19 protein-coding genes are annotated in these 17,588 nt (G+C 73.5%); 16 read left to right on the top strand and 3 right to left on the bottom strand.

Translation table 11 applies throughout. From position 1 onward, the window contains the following. Positions 1–73 precede the first annotated feature (73 nt). The 11 genes from TBIS_RS10985 to TBIS_RS10935 all read left to right on the top strand — a co-directional run bounded on the left by TBIS_RS10985 (position 74) and on the right by TBIS_RS10935 (position 9,512). The gene (locus TBIS_RS10985; protein ID WP_013132459.1) at positions 74–628 is read left to right on the top strand and encodes a peroxiredoxin; all 555 of its coding nucleotides are present in this window, start codon (positions 74–76) and stop codon (positions 626–628) included. Then, the gene (gene ahpD / locus TBIS_RS10980) at positions 628–1,164 is read left to right on the top strand and encodes an alkylhydroperoxidase, AhpD family (RefSeq protein ID WP_013132458.1); all 537 of its coding nucleotides are present in this window, start codon (positions 628–630) and stop codon (positions 1,162–1,164) included. The genes TBIS_RS10985 and ahpD overlap by 1 nt, the downstream gene beginning before the upstream one ends. A 143-nt stretch (positions 1,165–1,307) precedes the next feature. Continuing rightward, positions 1,308–2,249 carry a carbamate kinase gene (locus TBIS_RS10975; protein ID WP_241019670.1) on the top strand — a complete coding sequence of 314 codons (942 nt, stop codon included), beginning with the start codon at positions 1,308–1,310 and terminating at the stop codon, positions 2,247–2,249. Further along, positions 2,250–3,356, top strand: coding sequence for a barbiturase (gene bar, locus TBIS_RS10970; protein WP_013132456.1), 1,107 nt, complete (start codon positions 2,250–2,252; stop codon positions 3,354–3,356). A gap of 146 nt (positions 3,357–3,502) precedes the next feature. After that, positions 3,503–4,402, top strand: coding sequence for an SseB family protein (locus tag TBIS_RS19105; protein WP_013132455.1), 900 nt, complete (start codon positions 3,503–3,505; stop codon positions 4,400–4,402). A 10-nt stretch (positions 4,403–4,412) separates the two neighbouring features. After that, a complete protein-coding gene (locus TBIS_RS18195) occupies positions 4,413–5,081 on the top strand; it encodes a prepilin peptidase (protein WP_013132454.1) in 669 nt (222 codons plus the stop codon). Between the two features lie 421 nt (positions 5,082–5,502). Further along, entirely contained in the window at positions 5,503–6,681 is a 1,179-nt protein-coding gene (gene aroC / locus TBIS_RS10955) for a chorismate synthase (protein WP_013132453.1), read from the top strand. 14 nt (positions 6,682–6,695) lie between these two features. Further along, positions 6,696–7,193 (top strand): shikimate kinase, encoded by a 498-nt coding sequence (locus tag TBIS_RS10950; RefSeq protein ID WP_013132452.1) that lies wholly within the window; start codon positions 6,696–6,698, stop codon positions 7,191–7,193. Beyond that, positions 7,190–8,266 (top strand): 3-dehydroquinate synthase, encoded by a 1,077-nt coding sequence (aroB, locus tag TBIS_RS10945; RefSeq protein WP_013132451.1) that lies wholly within the window; start codon positions 7,190–7,192, stop codon positions 8,264–8,266. The genes TBIS_RS10950 and aroB overlap by 4 nt, the downstream gene beginning before the upstream one ends. Next, positions 8,263–8,697 carry a type II 3-dehydroquinate dehydratase gene (aroQ, locus tag TBIS_RS10940; protein ID WP_013132450.1) on the top strand — a complete coding sequence of 145 codons (435 nt, stop codon included), beginning with the start codon at positions 8,263–8,265 and terminating at the stop codon, positions 8,695–8,697. The genes aroB and aroQ overlap by 4 nt, the downstream gene beginning before the upstream one ends. 29 nt (positions 8,698–8,726) lie before the next feature. After that, positions 8,727–9,512, top strand: coding sequence for an SGNH/GDSL hydrolase family protein (locus TBIS_RS10935; RefSeq protein ID WP_013132449.1), 786 nt, complete (start codon positions 8,727–8,729; stop codon positions 9,510–9,512). A gap of 596 nt (positions 9,513–10,108) precedes the next feature. Here TBIS_RS10935 and TBIS_RS10930 read toward each other — a convergent pair. Then, a complete protein-coding gene (locus TBIS_RS10930) occupies positions 10,109–12,139 on the bottom strand; it encodes an ATP-dependent DNA helicase (protein WP_013132448.1) in 2,031 nt (676 codons plus the stop codon). 135 nt (positions 12,140–12,274) lie between these two features. On the opposite strand from TBIS_RS10930, the gene TBIS_RS18190 reads away from it, so the two are divergent. From TBIS_RS18190 to TBIS_RS10910, 4 genes are all read left to right on the top strand, one after another. After that, entirely contained in the window at positions 12,275–13,009 is a 735-nt protein-coding gene (locus TBIS_RS18190) for a hypothetical protein (protein WP_148231509.1), read from the top strand. A gap of 47 nt (positions 13,010–13,056) precedes the next feature. Then, positions 13,057–13,437 (top strand): hypothetical protein, encoded by a 381-nt coding sequence (locus tag TBIS_RS10920; protein WP_013132446.1) that lies wholly within the window; start codon positions 13,057–13,059, stop codon positions 13,435–13,437. A 162-nt stretch (positions 13,438–13,599) separates the two neighbouring features. After that, on the top strand, positions 13,600–13,935 hold the full coding sequence (locus tag TBIS_RS10915) for a YidH family protein (RefSeq protein WP_013132445.1): 336 nt from the start codon (positions 13,600–13,602) through the stop codon (positions 13,933–13,935). Beyond that, complete coding sequence (locus TBIS_RS10910) at positions 13,932–14,282, top strand: DUF202 domain-containing protein (protein ID WP_013132444.1); 351 nt, start codon at positions 13,932–13,934, stop codon at positions 14,280–14,282. Before TBIS_RS10915 ends, TBIS_RS10910 begins: the two co-directional genes overlap by 4 nt. Positions 14,283–14,479: 197 nt before the next feature. Here the strand turns inward: TBIS_RS10910 and TBIS_RS20235 are convergent, their stop codons facing one another. Together TBIS_RS20235 and TBIS_RS10900 are read right to left on the bottom strand one after the other, a co-directional pair. Beyond that, positions 14,480–14,917 carry an aggregation-promoting factor C-terminal-like domain-containing protein gene (locus tag TBIS_RS20235; protein ID WP_013132443.1) on the bottom strand — a complete coding sequence of 146 codons (438 nt, stop codon included), beginning with the start codon at positions 14,915–14,917 and terminating at the stop codon, positions 14,480–14,482. Between the two features lie 323 nt (positions 14,918–15,240). Next, positions 15,241–16,209, bottom strand: a complete 969-nt coding sequence (locus tag TBIS_RS10900; protein ID WP_241019668.1) for a LacI family DNA-binding transcriptional regulator — start codon at positions 16,207–16,209, stop codon at positions 15,241–15,243. A 146-nt stretch (positions 16,210–16,355) separates the two neighbouring features. Between TBIS_RS10900 and TBIS_RS10895 the strand changes: the two genes are divergently transcribed. After that, positions 16,356–17,573, top strand: a complete 1,218-nt coding sequence (locus TBIS_RS10895; protein WP_013132441.1) for an ABC transporter ATP-binding protein — start codon at positions 16,356–16,358, stop codon at positions 17,571–17,573. Positions 17,574–17,588: the final 15 nt, after the last annotated feature.

Raw genomic sequence — 17,588 nt, 5'->3', positions numbered from 1 at the left:
GATTTCTCATATCAATGCTAGTCGGGCACGCTGGGAACGAGACCGAAGACCACTGCAAGGAAGGTGTTGCGCCGTGCTGACCATCGGTGATCGTTTCCCTGAGTACGAGCTGACCGCATGCGTCTCGCTCGACCCGGACAACGCGTTCCAGACCATCAACCACAAGACCTACGAGGGCAAGTGGCGCGTGGTCTTCTTCTGGCCGAAGGACTTCACCTTCATCTGTCCCACCGAGATCGCCGAGTTCGGCCGGCTGAACCAGGAGTTCGCCGACCGTGACTGCCAGGTGCTCGGGTGCTCGGTCGACTCCGAGTACGTCCACTACGCCTGGCGGAAGCACCACCCCGACCTGCGCGACCTGCCCTTCCCCATGCTCGCCGACACCAACCGCGAGCTCACCGGCGCCCTGGGCATCCTGAACAAGGAGGGTGTCGCCGAGCGGGCCACCTTCATCGTCGACCCGAACAACGAGATCCAGTTCGTCATGGTCACCGCCGGCTCGGTGGGCCGGAACGTCAAGGAGGTCCTGCGGGTCCTCGACGCGCTCCAGTCGGACGAGCTCTGCCCGTGCAACTGGAACAAGGGCGAGGAGACCCTGGACGCCAAGAAGCTGCTGGCCGGTGTGTGATGTCGATCGACAACCTGAAGGACGCACTTCCCGCTTACGCCAAGGACATCAAGCTCAACCTCGGGTCGCTCGTCACCACCTCGCAGCTCACCGAGCAGCAGCTCTGGGGCACGCTGCTCGCCACGGCCATCGCCACGAAGTCGCCGAAGGTGATCGCCGAGGTGTCCGGTGAGGCGGCCGACTACCTCTCCGCCGAGGCGTTCACCGCGGCCAAGGCGGCGGCGAGCATCATGGCGATGAACAACGTCTACTACCGGTCGACTCACCTCATCGGTGACGAGGCCTACACCACGATGCCCGCCAAGCTGCGGATGACCGTCATCGGCAACCCGGGTGTCGAGAAGGTCGACTTCGAGCTCTGGTGCCTCGCGGTGAGCGCGATCAACGGGTGCGGCGCCTGCCTGGAGTCGCACGAGCGCGTCGTGCGCCAGGCCGGGCTCTCCCGGGAGCAGGTCCAGGAGACCCTCAAGATCGCGGCGGTGATCAACGCGGTCGCCACCACCCTGGAGGCCGAGGCCGTCCCCACCGGGGTTTGACCGGCGCGGCCCATTTCACGGACGAACGGGGTGCCCAGTCAGGGCACCCCGTCACGTTTTTGGGGAACCTTGCCGATGAATCGCGCCGGAGTGGGCGATAGTCGCCCATGATGCGGGGTCCGGTGCCTGGATAGGTTCCCCGTGTGGGTGGACGCGTACTGATTGCGCTGGGCGGCAACGCCATGACCGCTCCCGACGGGAGCGCGGCCCCGGCCGACCAGCGACGGGCGATCGGCGCGGCAATGGTCCACGTCGCTCGCCTGATCAAATCCGGATACCAGGTCGTGCTCACTCACGGCAACGGTCCACAGGTCGGCAATCTGCTGCTGAAGAACCAGCTGGCCGCCCAGGTGGTGCCGCCCGTCCCACTCGATTGGTGCGTCGCGCAGACCCAGGGCACGATCGGCGCGGTCATTGTGAGCGCCTTGGAGCAGGCGCTCGCGCCGGATCCGGCGCGGGTGGCCGCCCTCGTGACGAGAACCCTGGTGGACGCGGACGACCCGGCGTTCGGCGACCCGGTCAAGCCCATCGGGCGGTACTTCGGCGAGGCGGAGGCCCGGCGGTTCCAAGAGCAGGGGGAGACCTGGCGGCGGTTCGACCGCGGCTGGCGGCGGGTCGTCGCCTCGCCGGAGCCGGTCGAGGTCCTCGACGCCGCTGCGGCGGTCGCGCTGATCGAGGCCGGGTACACCGTCGTCGCCGCCGGCGGCGGGGGAGTGCCCGTCATCCGCACGGCCGACGGCACCCTGACCGGGGTCGAGGCCGTCATCGACAAGGACCTCGCCGCCGCCGTGCTCGCCACGGCGGTGGGGGCGACCGAACTGGTGATCGCGACCGATGTGCCGAACGCGATCGTGGGGTTCGGCACGCCGGACAGTCGCCCGATCGAGGAGGTGTCCACGGCGGAGCTCCGTGAGCTGCAGGCTGCGGGGCACTTCGCGAGCGGGAGCATGGGCCCGAAGGTCGAGGCCGCGCTCCGCTTCGTGGAGGGCGGCGGGGAGCGAGCCGTGATCACCTCGCTCGAGCAGATCGGCGACGCGCTGTCAGGAAAAGTAGGGACTCGGGTTTTCAGAGGGGTGGAGAGCTAGATGCCGGACCCGATCGAGGTACGGAAGGTTCCCATCGAGAGCGTCACCGACGCCTCGGGGCTCGCCAAGCTCATCGACGAAGGGATCATCGAGGCCGACCGCGTGCTCGCGGTGATCGGCAAGACCGAGGGCAACGGCGGCGTCAACGACTACACCCGGATCCTGGCCGACCGCGCCTTCCGCGACGTGCTCGTGCAGAAGGGCACCCGGACGCCGGAGGAGGTGGCCCAGGTGCCGCTGGTCTGGTCCGGCGGTACCGACGGCGTGCTCAGCCCGCACGCGACGATCTTCGCCACCGTCGACCCGGCCAAGGCCCCGAAGACCGACGAGCCGCGGCTGAGCGTGGGCGTGGCGATGAGCGAGCCCATCCTGCCCGAGGACATCGGCCGGCCCGCCATGATCGAGAAGGTGGCCAACGGCGTCCGCGAGGCGATGAAGATCGCCGGCATCGAGGACCCGGCCGATGTGCACTACGTGCAGACCAAGACCCCGCTGCTCACCCTTGAGACGATCAACGACGCGAAGCGGCGCGGGCACACGGTGGTCACCGAGGACACCCTCAAGTCGATGGACATCTCGAACTCCACGACCGCGCTCGGCATCGCCGTGGCGCTCGGCGAGATCGAGATGCCGCGCGAGGACCAGATCCACCGGGATCTGTCGCTGTACTCCTCGGTCGCGTCCTGCTCCAGCGGTGTCGAGCTCGACCGCGCGCAGATCGTCGTGATGGGCAACGTGCGCGGCATCGGCGGCCGGTACCGCATCGGGCACTCCGTGATGAAGGACGCCCTCGACACCGACGGCATCTGGGAGGCGATCCGGAACGCCGGCCTCGACCTCCCCGAGCGCCCGCACCCGAGCGACCTCAAGGGCCGGCTGGTCAACGTCTTCCTCAAGTGCGAGGCCGACCCGACGGGCCGGGTGCGCGGCCGCCGCAACATCATGCTCGACGACTCGGACGTGCACTGGCACCGCCAGATCAAGGCCGCCGTCGGCGGTGTGGCGGCGAGCGTGACCGGTGACCCGGCCGTGTTCGTCTCGGTCGCGGCGGTGCACCAGGGCCCGGCCGGAGGCGGCCCGGTGATCGCCATCGTCGACCACGGCTGACGCGGGGATCTCCGGCGCGGAGATGTCACCTGAAGGCCGCCGGGCGCCATGCCCGGCGGCCTTCGCACGTTCCGCGGGGTTCCGGAGCGCCGCCGCCCGATGGCCGCGCACGGGGGCGGGCGGGGGAGCGGCTAGTCTCGGGAGACGTGCCAGCGATTTCGCAGCCCCTGCGCCCGGACGACGACGGCTCCGTGGACCCGGCGGTCGCCTCGGCGCTCTCCGCCTACCAGGCCGGGAAGGCCACCGCCGCCGAGGTGCTGTCCGCGCTCACCGGCACGAGGCTGTTCATCCCGGTGGTCCCCCTGCCCGCGGACGCGGCCGAGGCGCACGGCCACGACGAGGGACATGACCACGGCCACGAGCACGGTCACGAGCAGGGGAGCGACCACGGTCATGGTCACGGCCATGGCCACGGGCACGGTCACGGGCATGGGCGCGACCTCGAGAACGGCCATGGCGACGGGCACGCTCAGGGCCACGGCAGCGGAGACGGGCACGCCCACGGACACGGCCACGGGCATGGCGATGGCCACGAGCGTGGTGACGGCCACGAACACGAGCCAGGGCACGGCCATGGCGGCGGTCCCGCGGGGCACGGGCACGGCCACGGCCACGGGCACGGTCACGGGCATGGCCACGGAGCGGGGCGGCGCAAGGGGAGCGACGTCGCGCTCCCCAAGCTGGTCGGCAAGGACGGCAGGCAGGCGGTGCCCGCCTTCACCGGCGCCGAGCCGCTGGCGCGGTGGCGCCCCGACGCCCGGCCGATCCAGGCCACGGTCGCGCAGGTCTGCCAGGCCGCCCGCCTGGAGCGGGCGGCGGCGGTCGTCATCGACGTCGCCGGGCCGGTGCCCTTCGTGATCGAGGGGGAGGCGCTCGGCGCGCTCGCCCGGCTCGAGGACGCCGCCCGCGGCTCGGCCTCACCGGAGGAGCTCGCCGGCGCGGGGGTGACCGTCGCCCGGATCGCCGAGGATCCCGGCCCGGACGACCGGCCCCGCCGGTGGTGGTCGAGGCTGATCCCCGGGCGGTCCAGGCGCGGCCGCGGCTAGATTCCGGCCCGTGACCGCACTCCTCGTCGCCGGTGCGGCGGCCGCCGGGCTGATCGCCGGTGCGTACGCCCGGGCGCTCGCCGCCCGCTTCACCGCGGACCCGGGCGATCCCCGGCGGGAGGCGCGGGACGCCTTCGCCGCGGCGGTGCGCGCCCGGCCCGTCCCCCGCCCGCCGTACCTGCTGGAGATCGCGACCGCGGCCGCGGCCGCGCTGGCGGCCTGGCGGGTGGAGCCCGGCTGGCAGCTCGCCGCCTGGGGGTACGCGGTGTGGGCCGGCGCCGCCCTCGCCGCGATCGACTGGCGGACCCGGCGGCTGCCCGACGCGATCACCCTCCCGTCCTACCCGGTGCTGATCGCCCTGCTCGCCCCGTCCGGCCGGCTCCCGGGCGCCGCGCTCGCCGCGGCCGTGCTCATCGTGGTCTTCGGGGTGCTCTGGCTCATCCGCCCGGCCGATCTCGGCCTCGGCGACGTCAAGCTCTCCGGGCTGATCGGGCTGGTGACCGGGTCCGGTGGCCCGGCGGCCGCGGCCACCGCCGTGCTGGCCGGGGTGCTCCTCGCCGCCCTCTACGCCATCGCCCTGCTGGCGCGCGGGCGGGGGAGCCGGGACACCGTGTTCCCGTTCGGGCCGTTCCTGATCACCGGGGCGCTCGCCGCGCTCGCCGCCGGCTCCCCCGGGTGAGCGCGAGCCCCGTGGGGCAGGGATGCGCCGTGGTGCGCCCGCAGCTCCGGGGCGGCGACGAGTGGCGACGAGTGTCGGGGCCCACTCGCCGATGAACAGGCCGGTGCGCCCGCAGGCCCGGGCGCCGCCCGCGACGCCCGCGACCGCGACCTCCACCACGGCGTCCGCGACCGGGCCGCGCCCACATCGCCGGGCCAAGCCACCCGTTCTCCCAGGAAGGGGCCGGGCTCGCTGGGCGGCAGGGGCATGGCCGCACCCGGGGCCGCTGTGCTCCCCACCGGGCTCGCCCGGCATGCCATGCCGTCCGTGCTCTCCGGGGGTGACACGGCGCCGTCCGCGCGCCTGGCCGCCAACGGCCTCCGCGGCCGGCCGGGCGCGCCGCCGGACGGCGCACCGGCGCGTGCATGGAAGACTTATCTGCATGGTGCGCTGGTTGACCGCCGGGGAGTCCCACGGCCCCGAACTCATGGCGATCCTGGAAGGCATTCCCGCCGGTGTCGAGATCACGACCGCCGAGCTCGCCGAGGCGCTCCGCCGCCGCAGGCTCGGCTATGGCCGGGGCGCGCGGATGAAGTTCGAGCAGGACGTGGTGACCATCTCCGGCGGCGTACGGCACGGCCGCACGATGGGCTCGCCCGTCGCGATCCGCATCGGCAACACCGAGTGGCCGAAGTGGGAGGCCGTGATGGCGGCCGACCCGGTGGATCCGGCGCGCCTGGAGGGCCTGGCGCGCAACGCCCCGCGGTCCCGCCCCCGGCCGGGCCACGCCGACCTCGCCGGGATGCAGAAGTACGGCTTCACCGACGCCCGCCCGGTGATCGACCGGGCGAGCGCCCGGGAGACCGCGGCACGGGTGGCCCTCGGGCAGGTGGCGCGGAACTTCCTCCGGCAGGCCCTCGGGATCGAGATCGTGAGCCACGTCGTCGCGATCGGCGAGGCGAGCGCCCCGCGCGATGTGCTGCCCGGCCCGGACGACCTCGCGGCGATCGACGCCGACCCGGTGCGGTGCTTCGACCGGGAGGCGAGCGCGGCGATGGTCGCCGAGATCGACAAGGCGCACAAGAACGGTGACACGCTCGGCGGCGTGATCGAGGTGATCGCGTACGGCGTGCCGCCGGGGCTCGGCAGCTACGCGCACTGGGACCGCCGGCTCGACGCCCGGCTCGCCGCCGCGTTCATGAGCATCCAGGCGATCAAGGGCGTGGCGATCGGGGACGGGTTCGAGACGGCCCGCCGCCCGGGCTCGCGCGCCCACGACGAGATCGAGAAGACGCCGGAGGGCGTGCGCCGCATCACCAACCGGGCCGGCGGCATCGAGGGCGGCATGTCCAACGGCGAGCCGATCCGGGTGAGCGCGGCGATGAAGCCGATCTCCACGGTGCCGCGGGCGCTCTCCACGGTCGATGTGCTCACCGGCGAGCCGGCCAAGGCGCACCACGAGCGGTCCGACGTCTGCGCGGTCCCCGCGGCCGCGGTCGTGGGCGAGGCGATGATGGCGCTCGTGCTCGCCGACGCGGCCGTGGAGAAGTTCGGCGGGGACTCCGTCGAAGAGGTCAAGCGCAACGTGGCCGGCTACCTCTCCTCCTTGGTGATCAAGTAATAAGGTTTGCGATCATGGGATCTGTCGTAGTCCTCATCGGCCCGCCCGGCGCCGGCAAGACCACGGTCGGCCGGATCCTCGCCGACCGGCTCGGCGTGCCCTTCCGTGACACCGACGCGGACGTTGAGGCCGTGGCCGGCAAACCGGTGAGCGACATCTTCATCGAGGACGGCGAGGCCAGGTTCCGCGAGCTCGAGGCGGAGGCCGTACGGCAGGCGCTGGCCACCCACGACGGGGTGCTCTCGCTCGGCGGCGGCGCGATCCTCCACGAGCCCACCCAGCGGCTGCTCGAGGACCACCGCGTGGTCTACCTGGAGGTCGGGCTCGACCAGGCGGTGAAGCGGGTGGGGCTCGCCACGGCGCGGCCGCTGCTCGTGCTCAACCCGCGCAGCCAGCTCCGCAAGCTCATGGAGGAGCGCCGGCCGATCTACGAGCGGCTCGCCGACATCACCGTGAAGACCGACGGCCGCGACCCCGAGGACGTGGCCTCCGAGATCGCGGCGGCGCTATGAGCGTGACACGCATCACCGTCAAGGGCGAACGCCCGTACGACGTGGTGGTGGGGACCGGGATCGCCGGGGAGCTGCCCGGCATGCTCGGCCCCGGGGTGCGCACCGTCGCCGTCATCCACCCGGCCGGGCTGCCCGGGCTCGCCCGCCCGGCCTGCGCCGCGCTGGAGGAGGCCGGGTACCACGTGGTGCCGCTCCCGGTGCCCGACGGGGAGCAGGCCAAGACCATCGAGGTCGCGGCCGGGCTGTGGTCCGAGCTCGGCCGCCACGGGGTGACCCGGTCCGACGCGATCGTCGGCGTGGGCGGCGGGGCGACCACCGACCTGGCCGGGTTCGTGGCGGCGACCTGGCTGCGCGGGGTGCGGGTGGCGCTCGTGCCGACCACGCTGCTCGCCATGGTCGACGCGGCCGTGGGCGGCAAGACCGGGATCAACACGCCCGAGGGCAAGAACCTCGTAGGGGCCTTCCACCCGCCGGTCGGCGTGCTGTGCGACCTGGCCGCGCTGGAGACCGTGCCCCGCGAGGACTACGTCGCCGGGCTCGCCGAGATCATCAAGGGCGGGTTCATCGCCGACCCGGAGATCCTCCGGCTCATCGAGAGCGACCCCGCGGGCGCGGTGACCCCGCACGGCGCGCACACCCGGGAGCTGATCGAGCGGAAGATCCGGGTCAAGGCCGAGGTGGTCGGCGCCGACCTGCGGGAGAGCGGGCTGCGGGAGATCCTCAACTACGGGCACACGCTCGGCCACGCCATCGAGCGGGCGGAGGACTACCGGATCCGGCACGGCGAGGCCGTGGCGATCGGCCTCGTCTACGCCGCGGAGCTCGCCCGGCTCGACGGCCGCGCCGGCCGGGACCTGGTCGACCGGACCCGGTCGATCCTCGAGTCGGTGGGCCTGCCCACCACCTACCGGCGCGACGCGTGGCCGGCGGTCCGGGAGCACATGCGGGTCGACAAGAAGGCACGCGGAGCGACCCTGCGGTTCGTCGTGCTCGACGGCATCGCGAAGGCGTCCCGCCTCGAGAACCCCCCTGAGGAGCTGCTCGAGGCGGCCTACCGGGAGGTAGCCAGATGAGGCCTGTCCTCGTGCTCAACGGCCCCAACCTCGGCCGGCTGGGGAGCCGGGAGCCGGACGTGTACGGCACGCTCACCTTCGACGACCTGGAGCGGCTCTGCCGGGAGACCGGGCGCGCGCTCGGCCTCTCCGTGGACGTGCGGCAGACCGACGACGAGGCCGAGCTGATCCAGTGGATCCACGAGGCCGCCGACACCCGCACCCCGGTCGTGCTGAACCCGGGGGCCTTCACCCACTACTCGTACGCGCTGCGCGACGCGATCGCCCAGCGCACCGCGCCGCTGATCGAGGTGCACATCTCCAACCCGCACGCGCGGGAGGAGTTCCGCCACACCTCGGTCGTCGCCGGGGTGGCGACCGGCACGATCGCCGGTTTCGGCTTCAGGTCGTACGTTCTCGCCCTGCAGGCGATCGCTGATACTGGTGAGTAACCAGTAAAGGCGATACCAAGGCAGGGTTTATGGCGTACAGATCGTTCGTGGCGCTCGGCGACAGTTTCACCGAAGGTCTCAACGATCCGTTACCGGAGGGCGCGGCCCAGGACCCCAACGGCATCACCCGGTACCGCGGGTGGGCCGACCGGGTGGCGGAGCGGCTCGCCGAGCTCGAGCCGGGGTTCCGCTACGCGAACCTCGCGGTCCGCGGCAAGCTGATCGACCAGATCATCGCCGATCAGGTGCCCCGGGCGATCGAGATGAAGCCCGACCTGATCAGCTTCTGCGCCGGCGGCAACGATCTGCTCCGCCCGGGCAGCGACCCCGACCGGGTCGCCAAGAAGCTCGCCACGGCGGTCCGCGACCTGCGGAAGACCGGCGCCGAGGTGATCATGTTCACCGGCACCGACCCCCGGGACACCCCCCTCATGCGCATGGGGCGCGGCAAGTTCGCCGTGTTCTTCATGCACACCCGGGCGATCGCCGACATGTACGGCTGCCACCTGGTCGACCTGTGGCCCATGCAGTCGCTACGCGATCCGCGGGCGTGGAGCGAGGACCGGCTCCACCTCAACGCGGAGGGCCACCGGCTGGTCGCCGCCAAGGTGCTCGACGTGCTCGGCGTGCCGTCGAAGGACGACTGGCGCAAGAAGTGGCCGCCGCTCGAGGCGGTCGACCCGTGGACGAAGCGGCGTGAGGACACCCTCTGGCTGAAGAACCACGTCGCCCCCTGGATCGGGCGCCGGATCCGCGGGGTGTCCTCGGGCGACGGGGTCCCGCCCAAGCGCCCGGAGCTCGCGCCGCTCGGCTGACCGCCCGGCGGGAATCCGGCACCGGATCCGCGGCATCACCCCGGGGGAGGGGTGCCGCCCGAGCCCACAGAGCCCGAGCCGCCCGGCTCGGCCCGCAGGGCCGGACGCCGGGTCCGCGGATCCACTGGGCAAGGCTCCCGTCCCAGGCCACGCGGCTCGGAGCGCCCGCCCGGCCGGGGTGGGAGCCCGGGCGCGGCCCGTCAGGGTCTGACTCCCGATGATGCGACCCCGCCCAGTTCCCGATCTCGGCGCCGTGGTTGACTGACCGCCCGGTCAACGACCCGGGCCGGATCGGGGCCGGGCCCGACGGGGGCGGCCCGGTACGGCAAGGCCGATCCGGCCGCCGCGCCGCGGGGCCGCCGCCCCAGGCCTGCCGTACCGCCTCGGGCGGGCGCGGGCGGTGAGCCGGCCGGCGGCCACGAGGCACCGCCCGCGGTCTGGTCGGCGAAGCAGGCCTGGGCGGCCACCTCGCCGAGGGGCAGGCCCTGGGCGATCAGCCGCCGGGCCGAGCGCAGCCGGAGCAAGGGGCCAGGGCGGCCGCGAGCACCGCCCCGGGCGGGGACGAACCGGCGGGCGGGGCGCCGCGGGCGCGGCGGTCAGGCCTGGGCGTTGAGCCGCCGCAGGGCGTCCCGCACCACCCGGGGATCCGTGGTCCGCCAGAACGGCGGCAGGGAGCCGAGCAGGAACCCCGAGTACCGGGCCGTGGCGAGGCGGGGGTCGAGCACGGCGACCACCCCCCGGTCGTCCGGCGAGCGCAGCAGCCGTCCCGCCCCCTGGGCGAGGAGCAGCGCCGCGTGGGTGGCCGCCACGGCCATGAACCCGTTCCCGCCGGTCGCGGCCACGTGGCGCTGGCGGGCGGAGGCGAGCGGGTCGTCCGGGCGCGGGAACGGGATCCGGTCGATGATGACGAGCGACAGCGACGGCCCCGGCACGTCCACCCCCTGCCAGAGGGAGAGCGTGCCGAACAGGCACGTGGCCGGGTCGGCGGCGAACCGCTTGACGAGCTGCCCGGTGGTGTCGTCCCCCTGGCAGAGCACCGGCACGTCGAGCCGCTCCCGGAGCGCCTCGGCCGCCGCCCTGGCGGCCCGCATCGAGGAGAACAGGCCGAGCGTGCGCCCGCCGGCCGCCTCGATCAGCTCGGCGATCTCGGTGAGGTACGCCTCGGGCAGCCCGTCCCGGCCGGGCTGGGGGAGGTGCTTGGCCACGTAGAGGATGCCCTGGCGGGCGTGGTCGAACGGCGAGCCCACGTCGAGCCCGGTCCACTCGCCCTCCCGGAGGCCCCACTGGCGGGCGAGCCCGTCGAACGACCCGCCGAGCACGAGCGTGGCGCTGGTGAGGATCACGGTGCGGCGCCCGAACAGCCGCTCGCGCAGCATCCCGCCGACCGACAGCGGCGCCACCCGCAGCGCCGGGGGAGTCCGCCGCCCATGCAGGCCCGGCGGGTCGAGCCAGACGACCTCGCTGCGCTGCGCCTCGGGCAGGCCGCCCTGCTCCGGGTCGCCGAAGGCGTCGAGCATCCGCTGGGCCGTATCGTGGATCTCGTCGAGCGCGGTGAACGCGGCCCGGCGCGCCGCCGCGTTCTCCGGGTCGTCCGCGTTCCGCGGCCCGAGGGCGGTCACGCAGGCGGAGGCGGCGTCCCGCACCAGGGCGAGGGTGAGCGCGAGCGACTCGGGCAGCCGGTCGATCCGGCCGGGCGGGGCCGCGGCGAGCAGGGCGGCCAGGCTCTCGCCCGCCTCCTTGAGCCGCTCGGCGACGTCCGGGCCGACGAGCCGCTCGGCCCGGCGCGCGGCGAGGGCGACGGTGCTCTCGGACAGCTCGCCGGTGACGACCGAGGTGACCCGGTCGGTCAGCTCGTGCGCCTCGTCGACCACCACCACGTCGTGCTCCGGGAGCAGCGGCAGGTCCTCCATGGCGTCGATGGCGAGCAGCGCGTGGTTGGTCACCACGATGTCGGCGTGGCTCGCGCGCTCCTTGGCGAGCTCGGCGAAGCACTCGGCGCCGTTCGGGCAGCGCTGGGCGCCGAGGCACTCCCGGCCGCTGACCGAGAACTGCCGCCAGGCCAGATCGCTCACGCCGGGGACCAGCTCGTCGCGGTCGCCGGTCTCGGTCTCATTCGCCCACTCCTGGATCCGCTGGACCATCCGGCCGGTCGCGCTCACCTCCGCCACGTCGAAGAGCCGCTCCTCCTCGTCGTCGGCGAGGCCGGTGCTCATCTTGTGGCGGCACAGGTAGTTGCGCCGGCCCTTGAGGATGGCGAACTCCGGCCGGTGCGGCAGGTGCGGGGCGAGCGCGTCGATGAGCCGCGGCAGGTCCCGCTCGACGAGCTGCCGCTGGAGCGCGATGGTCGCCGTGGAGACCACGACGGGCCTCCCGGTCTCCGCCGCGTACCGGATCGCGGGGACCAGGTAGGCGAGCGACTTGCCGGTGCCGGTGCCCGCCTGCACGGCGAGGTGCTCCGCATCGCTCATCGCCTGCCAGACGGCCTGGGCCATCTTGACCTGACCGGGGCGCTCCACCCCGCGGAGGCCGCGCACGGCGATGGCGAGGAGTTCTTCGACCGGCGGCGGCTCGGCATGGTCCGTGGGCACGGAAGAACCGTACCCTGCCGCACCGACGTCCGCGGCCATCCGCGCGGGCCCGCCGCGATTCCGCCCACCGTCCGGCGGGCGTCATGGCACACTGAGGCCCGTCGCGCCCCGCCGGCCCGGTCTCCGTGGTCAAGTGGACGGGTCACGGCGGGTGAGGGCACTATGTTGTCTGCCATGTCGCAAGTTGTCCCGCTGCCATCGTTCGGCGAGGTGTTCTTCGACGCACGCGGCCAGGACCGCGTGCTCCGGATCACCTGGCACCACGGCACGCTCGTGCTGAGCCTGTGGCGAGGCGACATGTGCACGGCGAGCTTCCGCATGCCCCTCAGCGACGTGGGGCGCCTCATCGACGCCCTCGACGAAGGGCTCGCGGAGGCGGAGAGCCGGCTGGCCCAGGAGGAGAACACCGGCCCACTCCCGCGCCAGGAGGAGGCCTACGCCCGGGACGATCAGCAGGAGTACCACGACTACCCCGGCACCGGGCAGTACGCGCGGCCGTCTGCGTCGGAACGGTCCTACCAGGACGGTGGCTACCAGCCGCGGGAGCAGTACCCGCAGGCCGGCGGCTACCAGGCGGAGCCGTACCAGCCGGCCGCCCAGGAGCAGTACCCCACGGCGGCGCTCGGGCCGAACGACGTGCTCGTCGCCCGCGGCAACCCGCCGCAGGACCGTCTGGTCGCCTCGTCGTCGGGGCACGCCCAGCGGTCCCGGCCCCAGGGCCACGTGCGCGATCAGCGGCATGAGCCGATGCCCGACCAGCTGGCCCACGACCCCGTGGTCGACCCCAACGACCCGCTCGGCCTCGGGCCCATGCGGGGGCACCGGGACCAGCGGTACGGAGGCGGGGAGCGCCCCCGCTCCCGGCAGCACCACGACACCGACGAGTGGGAGACCCGGCGGGACTGGTGATCGCGCGCCCTGCGCGCCCCTGATCGCGGCCGGGTAGGGTGGCGGCCGTGAGAACCCTTGCTGTGACCACGGCGTTAACGGCTTTCGCCCTGCTGTCCGCCACAGGTTGCGCGGAGACGGCGGAGACCATGGACAAGGCCCGCACCTGCATCGAGGCCCCCAAGGCGATCAGTGAGACCCTCGACCGGGTCCGCCGGGTGGTCAACGATCCGGACGCGATGCGTGAGGAGATCTCCGCCGGGATCACCAAGCTCCGGGATCTCGCCGACAAGGCGGCGGACACCACCCTCAGAGAGGCGCTGCAAGGGCTCACCGACCGCCTGGAGCGGATCCAGGTCAGCGACGTCCAGCAGGCGGCCAAGGCGGCGGCGCAGGTCGCGAAGGACACCGCCGAGTACCTCAACAAGATCCGCGAGGCCTGCCTGTAGCCTCCTCCGGCTCGCCGAGGCGGGCCGCCGGCCCGAAGGCGCGCGCGGCCTGCCGGCCGGGGAATCCGCGGGCCGGCCCACGGCGGGACCCGCGACGGCCCGCCTCCGCCGGCGCCCCGGCGCGGTCCGGGGCACCTCCGGCCGCGGCCTACCTTTGTCTCCATGGAAGGGAAGGAGCCCGACCCCCGGTTCACGCTCGCCAACGAGCGCACGTTCCTCACCTGGCTGAGCACCTCGCTCGCGCTCACCGCCGCGGGCGTGGCGATCGCGTTCGTGCCGGGCGACGGCGGCCTGCCGTGGATCCGGACGCCGCTCGCCGTCACCCTGGTGCTGCTCGGCGCGCTCGCCGCGGCCACCGCCTACCCCCGGTGGCGGCGCATCGAGGCGGCGCTCCGGCAGGACGGCCCGCTCCCGCCGCCCGTGATCGCCCCGGTGCTCGGGTACGGCGTGGCCGCGGTGGCCCTGCTCGCCCTCGTCGGTCTCCTGTCCTTCCGGTGACGCCCGGGCGGCGGCCGGGCCGGGAGGCCGAGCGGCCCGGCCTGCACGGCGAGCGGACCGTGCTCGCCTGGATCCGCACGGCCGTGATCCTCGTGGGCGGCGGCATCGCCGGCCTGGACACGGCGCTCCGCCACGGCGCCCCGCCACCGGCGCCGGCGTGCTTCACGCTCACCCTGCTCGCCGGCGCGGTCCTGCTCACCCGGACCGGGGTGCGGTACCGGCGGACCTTGCGGGCGGGACGCGCCGGCGCACGGGGCGACGCGACGGCCGACGCCCGGCTCGCCTGGCTCGGCACGCTCGCCGCGGCCGCGGGCGCGCTGCTGTGCGTGCTCGGCGCGGTGCCCTGATCCGGGACCGCGCCCGGAGCGCCCGCGCGGGCGATCGCCCGGCCGGACACGGCCACCGGCTGCCGCGGCCGCCTTCCCCGCATCGGCGCCTGACGATGGCCCGGCTCATGACCGGTCCGGCCGGACGCGTTCTCGTCACCATCGGGCGGGCCCGCCACCCCGGTCCGGGGCGCGTGCTCAGTACGCGGGGTGCGCGCTCAGTACCAGTTGTGCGCGCGGAAGTGGTCCCACGCCGCGCACGGCGTGCCGTACCGCTCCTTGATGTAGCGCAGCCCCCAGCGGATCTGCGTCCGCGGGTTCGACCGCCAGTCCGGGCCGGCGCTCCGCATCTTCCCGGCGGGCAGCGCCTGGGGGATCCCGTACGCGCCCGAGGTGGGGTTCTTGGCCCGGTGGTTCCAGTTGCTCTCCCGGGTCCACAGGCTGTCCAGGCAGCGGAACTGCTCCCCGCCACGCCAGGCGTACCGGGTGAGCAGGCGGAAGGCGTACGCCTTCAAGCGGGTCTTCAGCGGGGCCTTCTGCTCCGGGCCGGCCGTGGCCCGGGTCCGCCACACCCGCACGTGGGCCGGCTTGGGGTCGGGCTCGCCCGCCCACGCGGGGAGAGCGCACCACCCGCCGAGCACCGTGGAAGCGATCATCGTTGCCGTGCCGCGAAGCACGTTCCGGTTGCCGTTGCTACGTCGGTTACCGTCCAAGTCGGTCCTTGTCGCCGGGTCGCGTGCGGAAGGCGGGCATGCCCGCGCCCGCCATCGGTCCGCGCCCGGTGAGCGCGGCCGTCCGCTCGCCCTTCGCCGGACCCTTGCTCCGGCGGGCACCGCGACGAGTCCTCATGGACCGGATTGAAATACGACGGACCGCCGCACTCGGGCCATCGGCGACATGGGCCCGCCGATTCTTTGCCCGCGCCCTGATCCCGCGTGGTGGCCGCCTGGGGCTGGGGTGACCCGCGGCGTCCGCGGGGTCAGCGCCAGTACCCGGCCGCGCGCCGCGGTCCGCAGCTCGCCCGCACGATCAGCCCGGCCGGGAGCGTGACCGTCTTGGGCCGGCGGCCCTGCCGGAGCGCGAGCTCGGCCGCCCGGTACCCGACGTCCTGGGCGGGCCGGGCGATCACGGTGAGCGGCGGCGAGCACAGCTCGGCCCAGGGCACGTCGTCGAACATGATCAGCGACAGGTCTCTCGGGATCCGGACCGCGAGCTCCCGCGCGGCGAGCACGACCGCCTCGCCGAGCAGGTTGCTCCCGGCGATGATCGCCGTGAGGTCGGTACGGCTCTGCAGCAGGCCGGCCGCGACCGCGTAGGCCGAGTCCCGGGAGGCGCGGGCGTGCACGATGAGCTCGGGGTCGGCCTGGATGCCGAGCGCGGTGAGCGCGTCGGTGAAGGCGGCCACCCGGCGGGACTGCCCCCGCTGCGCGAGGAAGGCGATCCGCCGGTGGCCGAGGCCGGTGAGGTACTCCAGCGCGGTGCGGACCCCGGAGGCGTCGTCGGTGAGCACCCCGGGCACGTCCGGCCGCACCCGGCGCTCGGCGAAGATCACCTCCAGCCCGGCGCGGAGCGCGGGGGCCCACATCTCCGCGTCGCCCGTGGGCACCGCGACGATGCGGTCCATGCTCTGCTCGATCATCGTGCCGATCATCTCGGCCTCCTGCTCGGGGTCGTCCCCGGTGACCCCGACGGTGACCGGCTCGCCGTACGAGCGGGCGCAGGCGAGCACGCCGTCGGCGAGCCCGGCGTAGAAGCCGTCGGTGATGTCCGGGACGAGGAGCCCGATCCCGCCCCTCCGCCGTTGCCGCAGGTTGCGGCCGAGCGCGCTCGGGCGGTAGTCGAGCCGCGCTGCCGCGGCGAGCACCTTCTCGCGGGTCTCGTCGCTGACCGGCCCGCCCGAGAACACCCGGGAGACCGTCGCCACCCCGACGCCCGCGGCCTCCGCCACGTCCTTGATCGTCGTACGCCGCGACCGGGCTCCTGGAAACGATTCCACCATAATTCCAGGGATTCTATTTGGATGAGCTTGACATATGAGGACAGGACGTGAATTTTGTGAAAACGTATCCAGAAGACCCGTAGACAAGGACAGAGATGGCTTCCATCGTTCTGAGGAACGTCGACAAGATCTACGCCGGCGGGGTCAAGGCCGTGAGCGGCCTGAACCTCGAGATCAAGGACGGCGAGTTCATGGTCCTGGTCGGGCCCTCGGGATGCGGTAAGTCGACCGCGCTGCGGATGATCGCCGGGCTGGAGGAGATCAGCAACGGCGAGATCCTCATCGGCGACCGGGTGGTCAACCACCTGCCGCCGAAGGACCGCGACATCGCGATGGTCTTCCAGAACTACGCGCTCTACCCGCACATGACGGTCGAGGAGAACCTCGCCTTCGGCCTGAAGCTCCGCAAGATGCCCAAGGCCGAGATCCAGAAGCGGGTGCAGGAAGCGGCGAAGATGCTCGGCCTGGAGCCGTACCTCAAGCGGAAGCCGGCCGCCCTGTCCGGTGGTCAGCGCCAGCGCGTCGCCATGGGCCGGGCGATCGTCCGCGAGCCGCAGCCGTTCCTCATGGACGAGCCGCTGTCCAACCTCGACGCCAAGCTGCGGGTCTCGATGCGGGCCTCGCTCAAGCAGCTCCACGACCGGCTCCGCGTCACCACGGTCTACGTCACCCACGACCAGGTCGAGGCGATGACCCTCGGCGACCGGGTCTGCGTGCTCCGCGACGGCGTGCTCCAGCAGGTCGACACCCCGCAGAACCTGTTCGACAACCCGGTTAACCTGTTCGTCGCCGGCTTCATGGGCTCCCCGGCGATGAACTTCACCCACGCCGAGCTCATCCGCGATGGCCAGGGTTCCGCGGTCGTCTTCGCCGGCTACCGCCTCCCCGTCCCCGACTCCACCTTCCAGGCCAAGCCCGGCCTCGACGGGTACATCGGCCGGAAGATCATCCTCGGTGTCCGCCCGTCGGACTTCGAGGAGGCGCACTCGGTCAACGGCCACGGCGCCGGCTGGGCGCACATGAAGGTGAAGGCGGACGTCACCGAGGAGCTCGGCTCCGAGATCAACGTGCTCTTCACCATCGACGCGCCGCCGGTCGAGCACGAGGCCACCCAGGCCGCCCGTGACCGGTCCGACGACGACGGCACGCTCCCGCTCACCGGGGACAAGTCGCTGTGGACCGCCCGGGTGAACGCCCGCAGCCACGTGCGCCCCGGCGAGGAGGTCGAGCTCGTCGTGGACACGCACCGGCTGCACTTCTTCGACCCGGCCACCGGCCTGGCGATCGGGCACCCCGCGAACATCGGCCGCTGAGCCAGGGGCCGCGGC

Origin of the sequence: Thermobispora bispora DSM 43833, assembly GCF_000092645.1 — a bacterium.
GTDB classification, from domain to species: Bacteria; Actinomycetota; Actinomycetes; order Streptosporangiales; family Streptosporangiaceae; genus Thermobispora; species Thermobispora bispora.
This window is presented reverse-complemented; position numbering and strand designations above follow the sequence as displayed.

What these genes read in the sequence shown, in the direction of transcription:
- ahpD (WP_013132458.1), top strand. Translation starts at nt 628, where the DNA reads ATGTCGATCGACAACCTGAAGGACGCACTTCCCGCTTACGCCAAGGAC.
- bar (WP_013132456.1), top strand. Translation starts at nt 2,250, where the DNA reads ATGCCGGACCCGATCGAGGTACGGAAGGTTCCCATCGAGAGCGTCACC.
- aroC (WP_013132453.1), top strand. Translation starts at nt 5,503, where the DNA reads ATGGTGCGCTGGTTGACCGCCGGGGAGTCCCACGGCCCCGAACTCATG.
- TBIS_RS10950 (WP_013132452.1), top strand. Translation starts at nt 6,696, where the DNA reads ATGGGATCTGTCGTAGTCCTCATCGGCCCGCCCGGCGCCGGCAAGACC.
- aroB (WP_013132451.1), top strand. Translation starts at nt 7,190, where the DNA reads ATGAGCGTGACACGCATCACCGTCAAGGGCGAACGCCCGTACGACGTG.
- aroQ (WP_013132450.1), top strand. Translation starts at nt 8,263, where the DNA reads ATGAGGCCTGTCCTCGTGCTCAACGGCCCCAACCTCGGCCGGCTGGGG.
- TBIS_RS10935 (WP_013132449.1), top strand. Translation starts at nt 8,727, where the DNA reads ATGGCGTACAGATCGTTCGTGGCGCTCGGCGACAGTTTCACCGAAGGT.
- TBIS_RS10930 (WP_013132448.1), bottom strand. Translation starts at nt 12,139, where the DNA reads ATGGCCGCGGACGTCGGTGCGGCAGGGTACGGTTCTTCCGTGCCCACG.
- TBIS_RS18190 (WP_148231509.1), top strand. Translation starts at nt 12,275, where the DNA reads ATGTCGCAAGTTGTCCCGCTGCCATCGTTCGGCGAGGTGTTCTTCGAC.
- TBIS_RS10915 (WP_013132445.1), top strand. Translation starts at nt 13,600, where the DNA reads ATGGAAGGGAAGGAGCCCGACCCCCGGTTCACGCTCGCCAACGAGCGC.
- TBIS_RS20235 (WP_013132443.1), bottom strand. Translation starts at nt 14,917, where the DNA reads ATGATCGCTTCCACGGTGCTCGGCGGGTGGTGCGCTCTCCCCGCGTGG.
- TBIS_RS10895 (WP_013132441.1), top strand. Translation starts at nt 16,356, where the DNA reads ATGGCTTCCATCGTTCTGAGGAACGTCGACAAGATCTACGCCGGCGGG.